Origin of the sequence: [Clostridium] fimetarium (assembly GCF_900111235.1) — a bacterium.
GTDB lineage: Bacteria > Bacillota > Clostridia > Lachnospirales > Lachnospiraceae > Clostridium_N > Clostridium_N fimetarium.
Genome location: NZ_FOJI01000003.1, coordinates 235,893 through 257,598, shown reverse-complemented (window position 1 = coordinate 257,598; position 21,706 = coordinate 235,893). Strand labels below are relative to the sequence as shown.

15 protein-coding genes are annotated in these 21,706 nt (G+C 33.8%); all 15 read left to right on the top strand.

The features are described 5' to 3' along the window. Positions 1 to 25: 25 nt before the first annotated feature. The 15 genes from BMY18_RS05570 to BMY18_RS05500 all read left to right on the top strand — a co-directional run bounded on the left by BMY18_RS05570 (position 26) and on the right by BMY18_RS05500 (position 21,313). Positions 26 to 1,777, top strand: a complete 1,752-nt coding sequence (locus BMY18_RS05570; protein ID WP_092451417.1) for a heparinase II/III family protein — start codon at positions 26 to 28, stop codon at positions 1,775 to 1,777. Between the two features lie 60 nt (positions 1,778 to 1,837). Next, a complete protein-coding gene (locus BMY18_RS05565) occupies positions 1,838 to 4,864 on the top strand; it encodes a glycoside hydrolase family 2 TIM barrel-domain containing protein (protein ID WP_092451415.1) in 3,027 nt (1,008 codons plus the stop codon). A 612-nt stretch (positions 4,865 to 5,476) separates the two neighbouring features. After that, positions 5,477 to 7,363, top strand: a complete 1,887-nt coding sequence (rho, locus tag BMY18_RS05560; protein WP_092451413.1) for a transcription termination factor Rho — start codon at positions 5,477 to 5,479, stop codon at positions 7,361 to 7,363. A 120-nt stretch (positions 7,364 to 7,483) separates the two neighbouring features. Next, entirely contained in the window at positions 7,484 to 7,690 is a 207-nt protein-coding gene (gene rpmE / locus BMY18_RS05555; RefSeq protein ID WP_092451411.1) for a 50S ribosomal protein L31, read from the top strand. 111 nt (positions 7,691 to 7,801) lie between these two features. Beyond that, a complete protein-coding gene (locus BMY18_RS05550) occupies positions 7,802 to 9,097 on the top strand; it encodes a DUF1385 domain-containing protein (protein ID WP_092451409.1) in 1,296 nt (431 codons plus the stop codon). Between the two features lie 2 nt (positions 9,098 to 9,099). Continuing rightward, positions 9,100 to 9,960, top strand: coding sequence for a peptide chain release factor N(5)-glutamine methyltransferase (prmC, locus tag BMY18_RS05545; protein WP_092451407.1), 861 nt, complete (start codon positions 9,100 to 9,102; stop codon positions 9,958 to 9,960). Positions 9,961 to 10,008: 48 nt separating this feature from the next. Continuing rightward, positions 10,009 to 11,079, top strand: a complete 1,071-nt coding sequence (gene prfA, locus BMY18_RS05540) for a peptide chain release factor 1 (RefSeq protein ID WP_092451674.1) — start codon at positions 10,009 to 10,011, stop codon at positions 11,077 to 11,079. A gap of 97 nt (positions 11,080 to 11,176) precedes the next feature. Next, positions 11,177 to 11,734, top strand: coding sequence for a phosphatase PAP2 family protein (locus BMY18_RS05535; RefSeq protein WP_092451405.1), 558 nt, complete (start codon positions 11,177 to 11,179; stop codon positions 11,732 to 11,734). A gap of 81 nt (positions 11,735 to 11,815) precedes the next feature. Then, positions 11,816 to 12,670 (top strand): putative manganese transporter, encoded by an 855-nt coding sequence (locus BMY18_RS05530; protein ID WP_330385947.1) that lies wholly within the window; start codon positions 11,816 to 11,818, stop codon positions 12,668 to 12,670. Positions 12,671 to 12,827: 157 nt separating this feature from the next. Then, entirely contained in the window at positions 12,828 to 14,774 is a 1,947-nt protein-coding gene (locus tag BMY18_RS05525) for an ABC transporter ATP-binding protein (protein WP_092451403.1), read from the top strand. Beyond that, a complete protein-coding gene (locus tag BMY18_RS05520) occupies positions 14,771 to 16,402 on the top strand; it encodes an ABC transporter ATP-binding protein (protein ID WP_092451401.1) in 1,632 nt (543 codons plus the stop codon). Before BMY18_RS05525 ends, BMY18_RS05520 begins: the two co-directional genes overlap by 4 nt. 218 nt (positions 16,403 to 16,620) lie before the next feature. Then, positions 16,621 to 18,027, top strand: coding sequence for a methyl-accepting chemotaxis protein (locus BMY18_RS05515; protein WP_242940969.1), 1,407 nt, complete (start codon positions 16,621 to 16,623; stop codon positions 18,025 to 18,027). Positions 18,028 to 18,053: 26 nt separating this feature from the next. Then, positions 18,054 to 19,700 carry a putative manganese-dependent inorganic diphosphatase gene (locus BMY18_RS05510; RefSeq protein ID WP_092451399.1) on the top strand — a complete coding sequence of 549 codons (1,647 nt, stop codon included), beginning with the start codon at positions 18,054 to 18,056 and terminating at the stop codon, positions 19,698 to 19,700. A gap of 214 nt (positions 19,701 to 19,914) precedes the next feature. Further along, positions 19,915 to 20,436, top strand: a complete 522-nt coding sequence (locus BMY18_RS05505) for a CarD family transcriptional regulator (RefSeq protein ID WP_092451397.1) — start codon at positions 19,915 to 19,917, stop codon at positions 20,434 to 20,436. Then, positions 20,429 to 21,313 carry a methionyl aminopeptidase gene (locus BMY18_RS05500; RefSeq protein WP_092451395.1) on the top strand — a complete coding sequence of 295 codons (885 nt, stop codon included), beginning with the start codon at positions 20,429 to 20,431 and terminating at the stop codon, positions 21,311 to 21,313. Before BMY18_RS05505 ends, BMY18_RS05500 begins: the two co-directional genes overlap by 8 nt. The last annotated feature ends 393 nt before the right edge of the window (positions 21,314 to 21,706 follow it).

Below are 21,706 nucleotides of genomic sequence, written 5' to 3'. Positions count from 1 at the left end.
GGATGTATCTTGATAAAGGAGCGCTATGAAACTACAGATGGAATTATATTTAAAAAGTTATACTGAATATATTAACAAAACCGCAGATGAACTTAGAAACACAAATATGCCAAAGCTTACAGAAGCGTTGTTTTCATTATATGAAGATACGGGCAACAGAATTAAATATGAAAAAGTTTATTTTGCGAGAAGAAAGTTTCTCAATGTTTTCGCTATGAATAGCATTCTATATCATAGAAAAGAAGACATAGAAAAACTTGAAGAAATCATACGTGATATCTGTAATGAAGAATGCTGGGCATTACCGGCACATGTAGACAGAAAAAATAATAAAAATTGGAAAATTACAATCGAATTATTCGCATCAGAAACAGCGCAGGCATTAACAGAAATATCTGTATTGTTGAATACAAAGTTAAACGATGAAATAAAAAAATTGATTGATGAAAATGTCACGCGCAGATTGTTAAAACCATTTTATGACTCAAAGCCACCATATGATAACTGGGAATTTTGTGAAATGAACTGGTGCGCGGTGTGCGCCGGATGTATTGGCTCTATATCAATCATCAGGTTTAAAGATAATACTGAATTGCTTGAACGTTGTTTGAGCAGAATTAACGAAGCACTTACTTATTACATCAAAGGTTTTACAAAGGATGGCGTATGTGCGGAAGGTCTTGACTATTGGACATATGGAATGTCATATTACGTGATGTATGCAAGAGATTTAAAAGCGTATACAAATGGAAATGTGGATTTGCTTGATAGTAATAAAATGAAAAATATAATGACATTTCAACAGAAATGTTATTTTAATGATGGAACGAGTATCAGCTTTTCTGACGGATGTCTGCAGAGCAGATTTAGAATGGGATTAACTTCTTATCTGGCAGATAATTATGATGATGTACATTTTCCGGATATAAAAAAAGTAATGCAGTTCGATGAAGATGAATGTTATCGATGGGCACCAGCATATCGTGATTATGCATGGACAAAAGAGTATTTGGAGAAGCTTATTGATGAAAACGATATAAGTGAACCAATAGCTGAATCGTCTACTTACGTATTTGATAGTGCGCAGTGGTTTATTTGCAATGGGAAAAATTCGAGTATGGCAGCCAAAGGTGGAAACAATGATGAGCCACATAATCATAATGATATAGGAAACTTTGTATATGTCTATGGTGGTATAGAGTATCTGGTAGACTTAGGAGCCGGTGAGTATTGCAAGAATTATTTTAATGATAATCGTTATAAAATTTTTTGTAATACGACTGAGAGCCATAATGTGCCAATTATTAACAATAAGCAGCAATTGCATGGAGAAAAATATTGTTGTACTTATTTTGAAACAGATGGTGCCAAAAGTGTTATAATGAAGATTGGTGAAGCGTATGAAAAAGGTTGCATAGATGATATAGAAAGAAAGATTAATTTTGAAGGTGATCAAGGCGAATTATATGTGCGTGATACATTTATATTAAGTGATAAAACGGAGTGCATTGAGGAAAATCTTGTTACAAAGCAAACTGTTTCTATTAAAGATAATATAATTACTTTGACGGAAAATGATGCGAAATGTAAAATAATCATTGATGATCCAAAAGTCCAAGTCGAAGTGTTGGTTAAAGAACATTTTAATCATGCAGGAATAAAGGAAAAGATTACGATTTTAAGGTGGACTGTTTGTTTAGAAGAAAGCAGACAATTAAACAAAAGTAGCGTAACGTGCACATTTAAAATAATTCCGGATTCACTTTTTGTTCAGTGAATGCGTATTTAATGTGCATAAGAGAAATAAGTAGAAAGCAACATAAGAAGGTGTAAAATTGTGAATGTTGAAAAGTATTATGAAAATCCATCAGTATTGCATATAGGAACAGAAAAAAATAGGTGCTTTTATGTTCCCCAAAATCTTGATGGCAAACAAACTGTAAGATGTCTTACAAACAAGGATTGGAAATTCTCATACAATGAGTGTATTGAGTATGTGGATGATGATTTTTATAAAGTTGGTTATGAAGCAGATAAATTTGATGAAATATATGTGCCATCAGGTTGGCAGATGCTAGGATATGATAAGGTACAGTATTCAAATGTAAAGTATCCGTTTCCATTTGATCCACCATTCGTTCCTGATGACAATCCGTGTGGAGCATATATAACTGATTTTGAAATTGATGAAACTGAAATAGATAAAAGAAAGTATTTATATTTCGAAGGCGTGGATTCCTGCTTTTATGTATGGATAAATGGAGAATTGGCAGGTTATAGTCAGGTATCACATAGCCCAAGTGAATTTGATATAACACAATATGTGGTGAGTGGAAGTAACAGACTGGCAGTTCTAGTGTTAAAATGGTGTGATGGAAGTTATCTTGAAGATCAGGATAAATTTAGGGTGTCAGGAATTTTTCGTGATGTATGGCTTGTCGTGAGACCAGGTGAAGGCCATATATGGGATTATACAGTTACAACGCCGATTGAATATGATGCAGATGATAAAGTTAAAAGTGCAATGGTCAATATCAGATGCAATGATATAAAGGGCGAGGTTGATAAAATTGGAATTGAGTTAACAGATGCGTTGGGCAATGTATTGTCAAGCATCACGTCAGGTATTGTAGACGAAATATCCATAAAGATAGACAATCCAAATCTATGGAATGCAGAACAGCCATACCTTTATAATCTTAAAATAAAAACAGCGAATGAGATCATTTCAGAGCAAGTTGGAATACGAGATATTAGTGTTAAAAACGGTATTATATATATTAACAGGAAGCAGATAAAATTTAAGGGCGTTAACAGACATGATAGCAGTCCGTATACAGGCGCGACGGTTACAAAACAAGATGTGTTAATAGACCTTAAGCTTATGAAGGAAGGAAATGTTAATGCAATAAGAACAAGCCATTATCCAAATGCACCATGGTTTCCACAGTTATGTAATGAGTATGGTTTTTACGTAATAGCAGAAGCAGACTTGGAGGCACACGGAACATCTACAATTTACAAAGGGTCACAAGAGCAGACATTTGGACTTCTTGCTCAGAATCCTGATTTTAATGATGCCTTTATTGACAGATCAGTCCTTAATGTAATTAGAGATCATAATCATTGCTGTATCGTAATGTGGTCACTTGGAAATGAAGCCGGACACGGTAAAAATATTGAAGATGCTGGAATATGGGTTCAAGATTATGACAGTACACGGCTTGTACATTATGAAGGCGTAAGATGGCAAACGGGTGGTCATATTAATGATGCATCAATGCTTGATGTTGAGAGTCAGATGTATGCCTCAACGGAATGGATAGATGAATATTTTAATAGTAATGATATAAATGTGAATGACAGTAAAAAGCCATTAATACAATGTGAGTTTATTCATGCAATGGGAAATGGGCCAGGAGACATAGAAGACTATATGCAGCAGCTGTATAAGTATGACGGTTTTTGTGGTGCTTTCGTATGGGAATGGGTTGACCAGGCTGTATATGGCGGAAATACGCCTGATGGAAAGGAGAAATTCCTATATGGCGGTGACAGTAATGAATTTCCACACGATAGTAATTTCTGCGTGGATGGGCTTTTATTTCCTGACAGAAGACCACATATTGGATACTATGAATGGAAGAATGCAATCCGTCCTGTACGTGCAGAAGTGGTAGATATAAACAAAGGAATTATACGTTTGTCTAATAAAATGGATTTCTGTAATACAAATGAGTATTTATATATCCAATATGAAATAAAATGTTTTGGAAAGACAGTTAGAAGTGGAGTAATAAAGGATACATTTATTAAGGCACATGAAAGCATAGATATTACAATTGATGTAAATAATGCTACTGGTGACGGATGCTATCTGAAGCTTACCTATTTGAAAAAAGAATCTGACAGGCTTGTTGAAAAAGATTTTGAACTTGGATTTGATCAACTGAAATTATTTGATGATATTGCTAGTAGTAATGCTGGTAAGGTTTTTGGTCTAACAGGAAACGCGATTGACCAAAAAGCAGAAGTCGTGGAAATGCAGAAGTCTTTTATCATAAAGACAGGTCATATGACGGTTGAGTTTGGTAAGAAAACAGGTACTCCACTCAGTATCATGAAAACTGGTGAGAAATATATAGAGGCACCAGTTAAATTGAATATTTATAGAGCACCAATAGATAATGATGCAATTATTAATGTTGAATGGGAAAAGGCTGGATATAACAGAATAACATCAAAGGTCTATAGTTGTTGCGTAGAAACGGATGGAGATAGTGCGACTGTTGTATGTGATATGTCTGTTTCTGCAATATTTGTTCAACCATTTTTAAGAATCAAATCTGAATGGATTTTTGGAAGTGATGATTCAATTGTGGTGAAAATGCATGTCGTAAAAAATACGGACTTCCCATACCTTCCAAGATTTGGGCTTGAATTCAGACTTCCAAAATCAGAGGGAAAAACTGCCCAATATTATGGTTATGGACCGTATGAAAATTATATTGATAAGCATCTTGCGTCATATGTGGATTTATTTAGCATGTCTGCAGAGCAAATGGATGAAGAGTATATAAGGCCACAAGAAAATGGAAACCGATATTTATGCAGATATCTGAAAACTGGTAGTTTTGCAGCAGTAAGTAATAAACCATTTGAGATACATGTTTCAAATTATACTTGTGAGGAACTGATTCGTAAAAAGCATAATTATGAACTTGTAGAATCAGATGATATAATATGTTGCACAGATTATAAGATGAGCGGTGTTGGAAGTAATTCCTGTGGACCGGAACTATTGGAAAAGTACAGGCTCGATGACCGGGAATTTGATTGGGAAATGAAATATTTTATTTTATAAAAAAAGCCCTGTTAGTAAAGATTTAGATTTGATGTATCGTTTTGATAGATGTGATTATGTAATGATTCTTATACGCCTTTACAAACGGTTAAATTTTGATCTGAAAATTACGTTTGTAAAGGATGTTTTTGCTTATAAACATACAATATGAATGAAAGGTTTAGCGAAAGCGCTATAATGAAAAATAGTGCTTTATTTTCCTACGCAATTGTAGTACAATATTATAAGTGTTTTGTTTATTCTTTAAATGCTACTATAGTATTTCATATGTACCATTTTTATTCGATTGGTTGCTTACTTGTATAATTCATTATTAAAGTAATTCAGTTGATTAGAATAATTCTAATGGATGAATTTTTTCTGTAACAAATCCCAATAAGTATATACGTAAATAAAAAAGTAAATAAATAAGTAAATAAATAAATAAATAAATAAATAAATAAATTAGTAAATAAATTATCAACTAAATAAGTAAATAAATTTTGGAATAAATAAGCAAGTGAATCATGAATTAAGTAAAAAATATGTAAATCATGAAATTAATAAGTCACAATTTAATACTGTAATGCATTTTTACGGTTCAGATCTAATAGGAAGAGGAGTAATTTTTTTATGAGAGATAAGTTAAACACGTTGTCATTAAGCGCACTTCGCGAAATTGCCAAAGTCAATAAAATTAAGAATGTCACAGTAATGCGAAAAAATGATCTGATTGAGACAATACTTGCAATATTAGGGGAAACAGAAGTAGTACAAGTTGAAGAAAAAGTAAATGTAGAAGCACCAGTAAATACACCAGTAAATACACCAGTAAATACACCAGTAAATGCGGAAGCAGCAATAAATATAGAAGCTCCAGTAGATTCAGTGTCACCAGTGATTATAGAAGCACCAAGGAATACAGCGCCACCAGTAAAGACAGAAGCGCCAAGGAATATAGAAGCATCAAGGAATATAGAAGCATCAAGGAATATAGAAGCACCAAGGAATATAGAAGCACCAAGGAATATAGAAGCATCAAGGAATATAGAAGCACCAAGAAATATAGAAGCATCAAGAAATACAGCCTCACCAGTAAATATAGAAGCATCAAGAAATACAGCCTCACCAGTAAATACAGAAGCACCAAGAAATACAGCCTCATCAGTAAAAGCAGAGGCACCAAGAAATACAGCCTCATCAGTAAAAACAGAAGTACCAGTAGCTGCACAGGCACCAATAAAAGCAGAAGGCCAACAAACTCAACGAGCACAAGAAATACATACTATAGAAAAACCCAAAGTAGATAGTTATGAAAATTCGAATATAGATTCACAAATTAAACATTCTGTTAATATAGAAACAAATCAAAAGCAGGAAGTAAAATATGATAAAGATCTGTTAGCAGAAGGTATTCTTGAAGTGTTGACAGAGGGGTACGGTTTTATTAGATGTGAGAACTTCTTGCCGGGTGAGAATGATGTATATGTTTCACCAGCACAGATACGAAAATTTTATCTTAAGACAGGCGATGTAATTTGCGGTGCGAAAAAATCCAAATCAAGTACAGAAAAGTTTAGTGCGTTATACAACGTCCATACGATTAATGGTAAAAGACCTGATGAAATTGCAAAGAGGCCAGCATTTGAAAAACTTACACCAATATTTCCAAATGAAAGAATTCATCTTGAACCCAATTCTAATAATTCAGTAGCTATGAGAATTGTAGATCTGATATCCCCAATTGGTAAGGGACAGCGTGGAATGATTGTATCTCAACCCAAGGCTGGAAAAACAACACTACTGAAGCAAATTGCAAGAGCAGTAACGAAGAACAACCCAGAGATGCATTTGATAATTCTGCTTATTGATGAGCGACCTGAAGAGGTTACTGATATTAAGGAATCAATAGAAGGCAAGAATGTGGAAGTAATCTATTCAACATTTGATGAACTGCCAGATAGGCATAAAAGAGTCTCTGAGATGGTTATTGAGAGAGCGAAGAGACTTGTTGAGCAGAAGGAAGACGTAATGATTTTGCTCGACAGTATTACTAGACTTACAAGAGCCTATAATCTGACAGTTCAAGCAAGTGGACGAACTTTGTCAGGTGGCCTTGATCCAGCAGCTCTTTATATGCCGAAGAGATTCTTTGGCGCGGCAAGAAAAATGAGAGAGGGCGGAAGTCTTACGATTCTTGCAACTGCACTTGTAGATACAGGAAGTAAGATGGATGATATTGTTTTTGAAGAATTCAAGGGAACTGGTAACATGGAGCTTGTTCTTGACAGAAAACTTTCTGAGAAAAGAGTATTTCCTGCAATTGATATAGCAAAATCTGGTACTAGACGTGAAGATTTACTGTTGACACGTGAAGAACTAGAAGGTATTGATATTTTGAGAAAAGCTTTGAACGGAATGAAATCGGATGAGGCTGTTGATAAAATTTTAAATATGTTTTCAAAAACCCGTAATAATGCGGAATTTTTGCAGTGGGTGAGTAAAGCTAGAATTATTTAGAAATCCCTATTGCAATAGAAAAATAATTATGGTACAATTTAAAAGCTGTTTATCACAGATAAGATTGGCTTGCCAATTATTATACAATCAAAAAACAAATGAATTAAAGAGGTGAGAATCATGAAAGAAGGAATACATCCAGCATACTATCAAGCAAAGGTTGTTTGTAACTGCGGTAACGAATTTGTTACAGGTTCAACGAAAGCTGATATTCATACTGAAATTTGTTCAAAGTGTCATCCTTTCTATACAGGACAACAGAAAGCTTCTTCAGCTCGTGGTCGTATTGATCAATTCAATAAGAGATATGGCGTTGAAAGCAAATAATGTTAAAGATAAGGTTGAGGTTGTCAAATCTCAACCTATTTTTATAAAAAGAACTAATACACTACCTACACAAGCAGGTATATAGGGATTAGCGTGAATAGGAGGTTTTATATGAAACCATCAGGAATTGGCGGGCAAGCTGTAATTGAAGGAATAATGATGCGGAATAAGGATGTATATTCAGTAGCAGTTAGAAAGCCTGATAATGAAATTGAAGTAATTAAAAAAGATAACAAACTTTTAACTCAGAAATATAAAATCCTTAATCTTCCAATAATAAGAGGCGTAATTAATTTCGTTGAATCTCTTGTGGTTGGAACGTCAACATTGACTTATTCTGCTAGTTTTTTTGAAGATCCCCAAGAACAAAAACCAACTCATATTGATAAAATTGCAAAAGCTGTATTTAAAGATAGGTTAGAATCTATTATTATGGCTATTACAGTGTTGATTTCTATAGCATTTGCAGTTGGATTATTTATGATTTTACCATATTATATATCAAGAATGCTTTCAAATTACATTCCTTCAAAAAGTGTTTTAAACTTGGTTGAAGGCCTTATTAGAGTTTTTATTTTTATTGTATATATTTTATTGATTTCTTTAATGAAAGACATTAGACGAGTATACATGTATCATGGAGCTGAACATAAGTGTATTAATTGCATTGAGCATGGGTTAGAACTTAACGTGGAGAATGTTAGAAAAAGTTCTAAATTCCATAAGCGTTGTGGTACTAGCTTTTTATTCTTTGTAATGTTTATAAGCGTCATTTTCTTTATATTTATTAGAGTCAGCAATCCTTTATGGCAGGTGGCTATGAGACTTCTTCTTGTTCCTATTATTGCTGGTGTTTCATATGAAGTTATCAGATGGGCAGGAAAGAGCGATAATTTGTTCGTTAGAATCATTAGTAAGCCGGGTATGTGGCTTCAAGCACTTACAACTAGAGAGCCGGATGATGGTATGATTGAAGTTGCAATTAGGGCTGTTGAAGAAGTATTTGATTGGAAGCAATTTTTAGAAGAGTACCAGGGTGAAAATAAACAAAGTGAAAATGGCGTACAAGTTGAACGGACTGATTTAGAATATGCGGTTACAGAAGAATTAAAAAAACCTCAAAAGCCAAGGAAATCAAAAAAAGCAAAAAAAATTGAGGTATTAGAAGAGGTAGAAGAATCAGAAGAAGATGATGATATGTCTCGTTTTGAAATTATAGATGCTTCAGATTCAGATGACGATTCAGATGATGATTCAGATGATGATTCAAACAATCTAATGAATGAAGATCAAGCTAAGGATGAAACGGATGACGGTATTAGCTTCATCGATACAGATAATGATGAGGATGATGGGTCAGTTACCGTGGATATCCCGATTTTCAAACAAAGAAAGACAGATTTGTAGCTATGGAATTACCAAAAACATTAAAGGATGTCATTAAGTCGGGTGAAGATATTTTACGTAAGAATAATATCGAGAATTCGGCTTATGACAGTTTTACGCTTATAAGCGATATATTGAATATAGATAGATCTTATTATTTTTTACATGAAAATGATGAGGTTTTAGAAGCCGTTTACAATGAGTATATAAACCGTATTGTAAGACGTGCAAGTCATGAGCCGTTACAGCATATAATCGGATATACTGAGTTTTGGAAATATAGATTTTTCGTAAATGAATATGTTTTGGTTCCAAGACAGGATACAGAGACTCTTGTTGAAGAGGCACTTAAGAAGATTGATCGAAATAGTACAGTACTTGATATGTGTACGGGTTCTGGTTGCATTCTTATTAGTATTGCTTTGGAAACTAATTTTGTTAAGGGAATCGGAGTAGATATTTCTAAAGAGGCACTTGTAGTAGCCAATAAAAATGCAGAACTTTTAAAAACTAAGAATGTGGAATTCCTTGAAAGTGATTTATTTGAAAAGCTGCAAGGAATTTTCAATGATAAATTTGATATAATCGTGTCAAATCCGCCATATATAAAAACAAGTGTTATAGAGGAACTTACTGAAGAAGTAAGAGCTCATGATCCAATGATGGCGTTAGACGGTCATGATGACGGTCTGTATTTCTATGAGACAATAACAGCTCAGGCAGTAGATTATATTAAGGCCGGAGGATGGCTGATATATGAGATTGGATACGATCAGGCAGAGGATGTAAAAGAAATATTAATCCGATGTGGATTTAGTAATATTGAGATAGTGAAAGACCTTACGGGTCATGATAGAGTTGCACTTGGACAAAAGTTAAATTAGCATATGATATAAATTAGGTAATAGATATGGAGGAAATTTGTTGTGGATATATTCGACAGATTAGAAGATTTAGTAAATAGAAATGAAGATCTTACGGCAGAATTAAGTAATCCTGATGTTGTTAATAACCAGGAACGTTTTCGTAAACTCATGAAGGAACAAAATGATTTGGTTCCCATTGTAAATGCATTTATAGAGTACAAATCATGCAAACAAAATATTGCTGATAGCCTCGTTATGTTAGACGAGGAAAGCGATGACGAGATGAGAGAACTTGCTAAGGATGAACTCAATGATTCAAAAGCAAGAGTGGAAGAACTTGAACAAGAAATTAAAGTCCTACTTTTACCCAAAGATCCAAACGATGATAAGAATGTATTCGTTGAAATCCGTGCAGGTGCAGGTGGAGATGAAGCCGCATTATTTGCTTCGGAATTATATAGAATGTATTCAAGATATGCAGAGCGAGCTCGTTGGAAAGTTGAGATGGTTAGCTTTAATGAGAATGGTATCGGTGGTTTCAAAGAAGTAGTGTTTATGATTAACGGTCAGGGCGCATACTCAAAGCTTAAGTATGAAAGTGGTGTGCACAGAGTTCAGCGTGTACCAGAAACTGAATCAGGTGGGCGTATTCATACATCAACAGCTACGGTTGCAATCATGCCAGAAGTAGAAGATGTTGAAGTCGAGATTAATATGAATGACTGTAGATTTGATGTATTTCGATCATCTGGAAACGGTGGTCAGTGTGTAAATACAACGGATTCAGCTGTTCGTCTTACTCATATGCCATCTGGTATTGTTATTTCGTGCCAAGATGAAAAATCACAGCTCAAGAACAAGGACAAAGCAATGAAAGTCCTTCGCGCAAAGCTTTACGAATTAGAAGAAGAAAAGAAAAATAACGCTGAAGCAGAAGTTAGAAGAAGCCAGGTTGGTACTGGAGATCGTTCTGAGAAGATAAGAACTTATAACTTTCCACAAGGTCGCGTTACAGAGCACAGAATTAACCTTACGTTATACAAGATTGATTCTATTATGGATGGCTATATTGACGAAATTATAGATAGCCTTACTGCAGCAGACCAGGCTGCTAAGTTAAGTAATTTGGATAACTAATTGCAAGCACTAATCAGAGTTAATAAGAATTAATAAGAATTAATAAAAAAATACAAGTATATTAAGCTGAAGATAAAAGGAAATATGGTGATATGTAATGGAATTTAGTATTTTATTTTGGTTTCAATCAATTAGTAATCATGTTTTAGACTCGGTTATGATTGGCTTTACTAATTTAGTTAACGGTGGAATGTTATGGATTTTATTGGCAGCTGTGCTTATGTGCACAAAGAAATATAGAATATGTGGAATTACTATGGGTTTAGCGCTATTACTTTCCCTGATCATGTGTAATGGAATTATGAAGAACTTGGTGGCAAGACCTAGACCTTGTTGGGTTGATACATCAGTGCATCTACTAATTAAGAATCCCACCGACTATTCATTCCCATCAGGTCATACTTCAGCATCATTTGCAGCAGCAGTTGCATTGTTTATGTACCATAAAAGAATGGGAATAATTGCGCTTATTATAGCTGCAAATATTGCTATTTCAAGAATTTATTTGTTCGTACATTATCCATCTGATGTATTTGTCAGTTTAATTCTTGGAAGTTTATATGGTGTTATTGCTTACTTTATAATCAAATCGATTAGCAAGCGCTATTCAAAGTTTTCTGATTGGGTCACTCCAACGCTTGGAAAAGAATTATAAATGGGTCACTCCAACGCTTGGAAAAGACATATAATTGAGTGATTCCAATTTTAGTGAAAGAATAAAATAGAGGTGATTATTGTGTTACATGTTTTAACGGACACGCTTATCGATAGTATTAAGTTGTTTCCTTTTCTTCTAATAACTTATATTGTAATGGAATATCTAGAACATCGAACTAGTTCTAAAACTAGGGATTTAATAAAGAAGTCAGGCAAGTTTGGGCCAGCAATTGGAGGTGTTCTTGGAGCATTTCCACAGTGTGGATTCTCGGCGGCAGCATCTAACTTATATGCGGGACGAGTTATTACGTTAGGTACTTTGATTTCAATATATTTATCTACTTCAGATGAGATGATTCCAGTATTTATTTCGGAAAAAGTTAGCGTAAGTATTATATTAACAATCGTTGGTATCAAAATAGTTGTTGGTATGATAGCTGGTTTTTTAATTGATCTAATTATGAGGAGATCTGCGAATGCGATAGATATTAATGAAACGATTGGTGGCATCTGCGAACATGAACATTGCCATTGTGAAAACGGCATTCTAAAGTCAGCATTAAAACATACATTGATTATTATGATGTATATTGTTTTGATATCATTTGCCCTTAATGTTTTGATCTTTTTTATTGGGCAGGAAAATCTAGGCCATATAATTTTAAATCAGCCGTTTTTAGGTAATTTAATTGCAGGTATGGTAGGGCTAATTCCTAATTGTGCAGCCTCAGTAGTAATTACGCAGCTATATTTACAAGGTATTATGAGTACAGGCTCAATGCTTGCAGGATTGTTATCGGCAGCTGGAGTTGGTTTCCTTGTATTGTTTAAAGTTAATTATGATATAAAAGAGAATGTTAAAATCGTAGCAATTGTATATGTAATTAGTGTTACTATAGGTATTTTTGTTGACCTAATAGGATTTGTTATATAACAACATAAGAAAGTCCATCGCTTTTAAAAGTAGCGGTGGACTTTTTTTGTATTTAGAATTAATTAATCATTTATTGTATTTAGAGTTAATTAATCATTGTAAAGTTGATAATATGTAGTTATAATAAAGGATAAATTTGGAAACGGGAGATATAGTGATGATAAGGAAAAGAACATTTTTGAAAATTTCATTTAGGTATGTACATTGGTTTATTATTAATCTTATCATGGCATATGTATTAACGTCAGTGGTTGTACAGGGCAATGCATTGGTTGCGGGGGCTGTAGATAAGCTACTTGCAGGCGAACACATAATGATGAGCAAATTCATATGGCAACTTATAATAATGGCATTTATTGGACTGGTTAGTGCCTTTATTAAGAGTTATTCATCATCCACTTTTAGCGTAAATGTACAGACGGCATTTAAGAATGAATCAGCCCAGAAGTTGGCAAAATTAAAATACAAATATTTTGATGATTTAGGTTCTGGAAGTATTATTAATAAACTTATCTCTGATATTGCAGAAACCGGAAAATTTTTTTCTGAGACTTTGCCAGATATATGTACAGTGCTTATTACGATTGTTACAATTATGATATACATAGCAGGGCTAAATTTCAAATTGCTTATTGTAGTTTTACTTTGCTACCCGATATTAATAATAGCTGCTAATCTCATTGCCAAGAAAATGGTTGCTTTAGCAAAGAAAAGAAGAGGAAAACTTGATTTGATGGCTTCGATAGCGGGTGATAGTATCCAAGGAATTGTCGTAGGAAGAAGCTATAATTTATTTGAAGTAATCAAGAATAAACTAGATAAGGCAATTGATGATATTGTGAAAAATGAATATCAAAGGACAACGATATCAATGGGGTCTTGGGTTTTGCAACAGATGATTTCATGGGTGCCAACAATTGTGTGTTCTGTGTTTATATTGTATCAAACATTTTCTGGCACGGTAACAATTGGTGGAATGATGTCCTTCATGATATTAATTAACCGTTTGGCACATTCAATGAGTGAACTTCCATTTATTATAAATGATGCAAGAGAAATGAATGTATCAATAAACAGGCTTGAAGAGATTATGTCACAGAAAGATGAACCTAGTGGAGATTATTTTATTGAGGAATCAAATAGTAATCAACAGGAATGCACGGATGCAATTATTTTGAAAAATCTTATATTTGGATATGAGGAAGGTGGAAGAAAGATTTTTGATGGACTAGATGTGGAAATCGAACGAGGTAAAACGACCGCTTTTGCAGGTGGCTCTGGACAGGGAAAAACAACTGTTTTCAAAATCTTTTGTGGATTTTATACACAAGATTCAGGCGACTATTACTTGATGGGAAAGAAGTTTCTTGAATGGAATCTTTCTAAAGCAAGAGAACAATTTGCATTGGTATCACAAAGCGTTTTCTTATTTCCTGAAACAATAGCAGAGAATGTGGCCTATGGACGTGTAGACGCAACTAGAGATGAAGTAATAGAAGCGTGTAAACGAGCGAATATACATGATTTTATTGTAGATCTTCCCGAAAAATATGAGACGCTTGTTGGCGAAAGGGGTGTAAGGTTATCGGGTGGTGAACGCCAGCGAATATCTATTGCAAGAGCATTCCTTAAAAATGCACCTATTCTACTTTTGGATGAACCGACATCCGCAATTGATGTTTTGACGGAATCTTTGATTCAAGATGCAATCGATAAAATATCAGAAAATAAAACGGTAATCATAATTGCACATAGACTTTCTACAATTGAAAAGGCTGATAAGATTTGCGTGTTCGCTGATGGTAGAATTGTCGAATCTGGAACGCATGATGAATTATTACATAAAAATGGGACTTATTCAGAGCTGTATAGTTGTGAAAAAACCATGACTGAGGAAGATCAAAAAGCGTTGAGTGCAGATAAATTGAATGATATTGAAAAAGAATTAAATGAAAATGAAAATGAGAATGAATTAAATAAAAATGAAATAAAATTAAATAACAAGAGGAATGAATTAAATAGAAATAAAAAAGAATTAAATGAAAGTAAAAAAGAGTTAAATAAAAGTGATAAAATAAAAAAACAAGGGGTGTGTGAATTATGAATCTTAGAAAAACATTTGTTAGATTTATGAAGCTCCTTGATAAGAAGTTATATCTGTACAGCTTTGTAATTATTATTATGACAATTAGTGGGGCGCTGTTTTATGTTATTTCTGCATATTTATTAAAAGGTGTTTTGGAGATAGCGCAAAGTAAAGATACTTCAGGTTTAGCGAGACTAATTACCTTAAATGTAATTGCAGGGTTCATTTCATTGTTAATCTGCTGGGCGGGTACGATAATCTATAATATTGAAGGTAAAAGAGGAACTGCAGTTGTTCAAAAGCTAGTGTTTTCAAAGGCGATGAAATTACCAATGTCTTACTATGAAAATCATCATAGTGGTGATTTTATTTCCAAGTTGTTGTATGACACAAATACTGCAACAGATATTTATCGTTCAAGACTTAGGCGACTTGTAGCGCCTATTATAATTGTTATTGTATATTTGATTCCAATGTTTACACTTAGTTGGCAGGTAACTTTATGCCTGCTTGGGGTGAATATTATATCATTAATTTGTAATTCTATATTTGTGAAACCAATGAAGAACATAGGCTCTGATTTGTCAAAGAAAAATTCGGCAATGACAGAGAGATTGTCTAATTTATTGCAAGGAATCGAAATGACGAAAATATTTTCAGCTGGGAAACAAATTGTTGAAAAGTATGAAGAGGCAAATAATAATTTCGCTACGTCACAGAAGAAGAAAAATATATTTTCAGCTTGTCTTGAAGGGATCAATGCAGGTTTTGACTTGATATGCTCATTGGCGTTTTTGGGTGTTGGTATTTTTTATGTTGAAAAAGGTGTGACTACGATTGGCTCTCTGACGGCAATCTATGCGATGTATGGCGCATTCAGCTGGCAGTTTTTACAGATTGGACGTTATATCCCAGAATTAGTTAATTGTATTTCAATTGCAGGCCGAGTGTTTGAATTTCTAGATGAAGAAGAGGAAGCCGATGCATACAATATTACTGGTGCAAGCGGCAAGGAATATATTGAATTTGAGGATATTACATTTGGATATACCGAAGATAGAAAAATTCTGGATCATTTTTCGTTGAGTGTTAAGAAGGGGACTTCGGTAGCAATTACAGGAACCTCAGGACGTGGAAAAAGTACGCTTGCTAAGATTTTACTCGGATTTTATGAACCAGAAGAAGGTAGAATTTCCATTGGTGGAAAATCGATGCAAGAATTAGGGCTAAAAAATCTTAGAGATATGATTGCCTACGTTCCTCAAGAACCATACATTTATAATGTAAGTATCAAGGAAAATATAGCTTATGGCAATATGAAGGCAACAGATGACGAAATTATTCTAGCAGCAAAGGCGGCCAATGCGCATGAGTTTATAGAAAAACAGGAAAATGGATACGATACAATTCCTGGTGAACGTGGCGGAAAATTATCGGGAGGCGAGAGACAACGAATTGCAATTGCAAGGGCTGTACTCAAAAATGCACCAATTCTTTTATTGGATGAAGCTACATCAGCACTTGATAATGAATCGGAAAGATTAGTTCAGGAAGCACTTGATAATTTGATGAAAGATAGAACAACTATTATGATTGCACACCGCCCATCTACAATTGCTTCGGCTGATGTAAGTGTTGCTATGTAAGGTTTTCCTTATAATATTATTAATATTTCCAATATGATTTCAAAAGAAAATAAATAAGAGAAGTTATATTAAAAATATAAGAAAATAAGTGAAAATAAATATGAATTATGGTATAATAATATACAATAAGATAAATACATTTGGAGATACTAACTTGACTATTTTTATTATAGGTTAGGAGAGATATGTAATGGAAAACTTACGTTGGAGGTATGGAAATGTTTTCAAAAAAAGTACAAAACAGTGAGAAGAAAAGAACCGATTTAGAGTTATTGACGGAGGCAATGGATAAGGTGATAGCGGGTGAGTATGCGAGCGTTGACACTAGTGTATATTTAAACCCTGCAATTGCTGAAAAGTTTAATTCTGTAATATTAACGGTTAAAGAGAGCAATAATAAGTTTATAATGAGATTAAATAATGCTATGATGTCTATTGGTGATAATTCCTATGTCAAAAGTATGTTTGATCAAGTAAAACTGCAGACTGTATCAATTGACGATATGAAGGATTCTAGTAAAAATCTTGAAAGTTCAATTAAAGATATTTCTAATTCAGTAGCTCATATCAAAGATAATACATATGAGGTTATTAAAGCTTCTGAGCAAAGTGAAGTTAATATGAATGAAAGTATTAAAGTTGTTAATGCATCGTCAGAGGACATTACAAAAATAAATATTCAGGTTCAAACATTTCAGGAAAAAATCAACAAGATCAGTGAAATTATAGATATGGTTAAGAAGATTGCTAGCCAAAGTAATTTACTTGCATTAAATGCTTCGATTGAAGCAGCCAGAGCTGGTGAAGCAGGAAAAGGGTTCGCGGTTGTCGCAGATCAGGTAAGACAATTATCTAGTAATACATCAGCATCAGCAGAGGATATTGTTAGAACTGTAACAGAATTACAAGTTGGCATAGGAAGTTTAGCATCTGCAATGGATGAAACAACGAATAGATTAGCTAACGGCAATCAGAAAGTTGAGCAATCGGTTAAGGATATTCAGTTGATTAATAGTCAAATTAACACAATTAGAGAAGAAATTGATAGTATATATGGAGCTGTTGATACACAGTCAGCAGTCACAAGGGAATTTGGTATTCAGATTGAAAATATTTCAGAAAGTTATCAAGAACTTTCGAAAGATTGTATGGATGCAGGGAACCATATGTTTAAGTCAGGTCGTTATATTGATACGGTTAGAAGCGATATGGTCAGAGGATTTGCGGAGATTACAAAATTAGACTGGTTGAAAGTATTTGAGATTGATCATTTTATTTTAACATGGAGAATATACAATAATGCGGTAGGTTTTGAAGAACTTAAAATCACGCAGTTAAATAACCCAACTGCATGTAAACTTGGAAAATGGATTTCAGCGCAGACAGACACGAGACTTACATATTCACAGGCATTTAAGGAATTAATAAGTTGCCATAATGATATACATAAGCACGGAACAGATTCATGGACCGCAAAAGATAGAGGAGATATTGATGCTGCAATTAAGCATTTCAATCTAGCATTAGATGCTTATGGTAGATTCAAAAAAGCAATTAGCAAAGTTAAAGATGTTATGCGCGGTATGGGTGAAATTACTGAAACGAAATTTCAGTTAGAAAAATAGTAACATTGAAAAATAGGAGAAGCTAAATGACAGATTATAAGAGCCCAATAATTGTAATTGGACATAAGAATCCAGATACAGATTCAATATGTTCAGCCATTGCCTATGCTAATTTGAAATCAAAAATTTCAGAGGAACATTATGAGGCAAGAAGAGCGGGGCATCTTAACGAGGAAACACAATATGTTTTAGAAAAATCTGGAGTAAAACATCCAAGATATATTAAGGATGTAAGAACTCAAGTAAAGGATATTGAAATTCGAGAGACACCAGGTGTTTCAAGAAATATTTCATTAAAAGATGCTTGGACGCTAATGAAAAACGATAATGTTGTGACACTTCCGATTACAATTGGTCGTAACATAGAAGGCTTAATAACAATTGGTGATATTGCAAAATCATATATGGAGGAGTATGACAGTAGAATTTTATCTGCAGCGCATACGAAGTATAAAAATATTGTAGCAACATTAGAAGGAACTTTAATCGTTGGTAATGAAGAAACTTATTTCACTGAAGGTAAAGTGCTTATAGCTGCGACAACTCCAGATATGATGGAAAATTATATTGAACCAAATGATTTGGTTATTCTAGGTGACAGATATGAATCACAGTTTTGTGCAATAGAGATGAAGGCAGGATGTATTATAGTTTGTGAAGGCTCAACAGTATCAATCACAATTAAGAAGTTGGCAGAACAGAAAAAGTGTATGATTATAACTACTCCACATGATACTTTTTCAGTTGCAAGACTTATTAATCAAAGTATGCCTATCAACTATTTTATGAAGAGAGATAACTTGACTACATTTCATACAGAAGATTTTACAGATGAAATCCAACAAGTTATGGCGAAGAAACGTTATAGAGATTTCCCTATTCTTGATGCTAATGGTAATTATGTTGGTATGATATCTAGACGTAATTTGCTAGGAAGCAATAGGAAGAAGTTAATTCTCGTAGACCATAATGAGAAGAATCAGTCAGTGGACGGAATAGAAGAGGCTGAGATTCTAGAGATTATTGATCATCATAGATTGGGAACGATTGAAACAATTGCACCAGTATTTTTTAGAAATCAACCATTAGGATGTACTGCAACAATTATATATCAGATGTACAAGGAGAATGATGTTGAAATCGATAAGACAACAGCAATGTTGTTATGTTCTGCAATTATATCTGATACGCTTATGTATCGTTCACCTACATGTACAGCAGTTGATAAGCAAGCCGCGGATGATCTGGCTAAAATCGCTGAGATAGATGTGGAAACATATGCAAGCGAAATTTTCAAAGCCGGAAGTAATCTATCTTCAAAAACAGAAAAAGAAATTTTCTTCCAGGATTTTAAACAGTTCTCATTTAATGATATTATATTAGGGGTGGGACAGATCAATTCAATGAATTCTAATGAACTTTTAGAAATAAAAGAACGTTTGATTCCATATATTAATACAATGATAGAAAACAATAACCTAAATATGGTATTTTTCATGCTTACAGATATCATGACTGAATCCAGTGAAGTGATTTACGCTGGAAATCATGCGAAAGAGTTAATTGAAAGTGCATTTAGTGTAAAATGCGTTGGTATGAGTGCTCAGCTGAAAGGTGTGGTTTCAAGAAAGAAACAACTGATTCCAACAATAATGGAGTCTCTACAACAATAAATCGAGTAAAATAAACTATATGATACGCTATATTATAGGTTAAATTCAAGTTATTTTTAAAAAAAGTGAAAAAAAGTTCAAAAATGTGTTATAATAGGATATAGGTTTCAATAAATTGTGGCTGTAGTTGCGGAAACTTTGTTTTGGTGATTACAGCCATTAATATGTAATTAACAGTAAATCAGCGTTTTATGAAAGTATAGGAGGAAGATTAATGTTTGCAAAAGGTGATAGGATAGTATATTCTTTTTACGGTATTTGTATGGTAGCAGGTATTGTAGAAAAAGTAGTGAATGGTGAAAACAGGAAGTATTATGAATTGAGGCCACTTGCAGATAGCAAATCAATAATTTACACACCTATTGATAGTAAGAAAGTCTTACTCAGATCAATCGTTTCTAAAGAGGAAGCACAAGATATCCTTGATTCAATGGACGAGATGGAAATAGTATGGCCAGAAAATGTTTGGAAACGTAATCAGGAATTCAAACTTATTACGCAGAATGCAGATTTAAGATTAAATGTAAATTTATACAAAGTGCTTTTACTTCGTCAACTTCAATTAAAAGAAGCTGGTAAAAAGATGATTGTTCAGGATATTAAAATATTAGATACAGTCGGAACACTGGTTTGTGCAGAGATTGAAGAGGCACTAGGCTTGGAAACGAAAGAAATCGAATCTCAAGTTGAAGCGACTGCAAAAAAGTGTATGGAGCTTGTAAGTGAAAATGATTAAGGTTACTAAAAAATTAAGAAATGAAGATATTTGTTGGTGTGGCAGTGGAGAAGTTTATGAGAATTGTCATATGAATTCTGACAAGAAGATTGAACTCTATAGAAAAAAAAATCACGTTGTTCCACCAAGAAATATTATTAAAACGCCAGTGCAACTCGAAGGAATGAGAAAAAGCAGTATAATAAATGTTGCTGTTTTGGATTATGTGTCTGCAAATATCAAAATTGGAATGACTACAGAAGAAATCAACACAATGGTATATGAAAAAACAATTGCAATGGGTGGTGTTCCGGCACCGCTTAATTATGAAGGATATCCAAAGAGCGTATGTACTTCTATCAACGAGCAGATATGCCATGGAATTCCATCAGACAAAGTACAAATTATTGATGGCGATATAGTTAATGTTGATGTTTCGACAATTTTAGATGGCTATTTTTCTGATTCTTCAAGAATGTTTTGTTTTGGAAATGTTTCACCAGAGATGAAAAAGCTAGTAGATGTGGCGAAGGAATGTGTTGAACTTGGATTACAACAAGTAAAACCTTGGGGATTCTTAGGTGATGTGGGTCAGGCTATTAATGATCATGCAAAAGCGAATGGATTTTCCGTAGTTAGAGAAGTGGGCGGACATGGTATCGGCCTTAAATTTCATGAGACTCCATACGTAAGCTATGTTACAAGGAAAGGTACTGATATGTTATTGGTTCCTGGAATGGTATTTACAATTGAGCCTATGATCAATATGGGAACTGATGAAATCTACATAGATGAATATAATGGTTGGACAATATATACGGATGATGGGATGCCATCAGCACAATGGGAAATCATGGTTAGAGTAACAGAGGAAGGCCATGAGGTTATGGCTTGGTAAGGTTAAAGAAGTTAAATAATATATGATGTGAGTGAAATCTTACGTTAGGTGTGGAGTAAATAACAATTTAGAGTTAAGATTTTACGGGAGGTAGTGGGTGAATATTAATTTATAATTATACTTTTCCTTGCCTTTCCTTCAAGCAGCACATTTTTTTGCAAGCCTCAGGGATGATGAAAAATCTCACTTTGTTCGAATTTTCATCTGAGTCTTGGAAAAAACGTAAGCGCTGCTTTCAGACGGTCTGCGGAAAAGCATAATTATAAATTAATATTCACTATTTACTTCATTTAGAGATCTTGAAACCTAAATTGTTATTTACATTTACGTTATGGAATGCGATTTGACACTCAAAGAATATATGTAGTTTAAAGCCTGAAAATGAATGACCCC